The sequence below is a fragment of the Microbacterium sp. 22195 genome, assembly GCF_052056515.1.
Taxonomy (GTDB): Bacteria; Actinomycetota; Actinomycetes; order Actinomycetales; family Microbacteriaceae; genus Microbacterium.
On sequence record NZ_JBQEPE010000006.1, the window covers coordinates 194,807 to 195,040 of the forward strand.

Here is a 234-nt window from a genome sequence, read left to right on the forward strand (position 1 = left end):
TGCCGGGTGTTCCTGACCTGGGTGGGCTGGTCGGTGGTGTCGTTGACACGATCGGCGGCCTGGTTCCTGGTCTGGGTGAGCTGCCGGGTCTTCCCGGTGGTGACCCCACGGTTCCGGGACTCCCGGGTCTTCCGGGTCTGCCTGACCTCGGTGGCGTGATTCCGGGTCTGCCGGGTGTTCCTGACCTGGGTGGGCTGGTCGGTGGTGTCGTTGACACGATCGGTGGTCTGGTGC

The 234-nt window shown here is 67.5% G+C and carries 1 protein-coding gene; it reads right to left on the reverse strand.

Annotated elements, in window-relative coordinates; all coding sequences use genetic code 11:
* The coding region (locus ACTJJ4_RS16580; RefSeq protein WP_440944322.1) for a hypothetical protein at window positions 1-234 on the reverse strand (234 nt) is incomplete at both ends.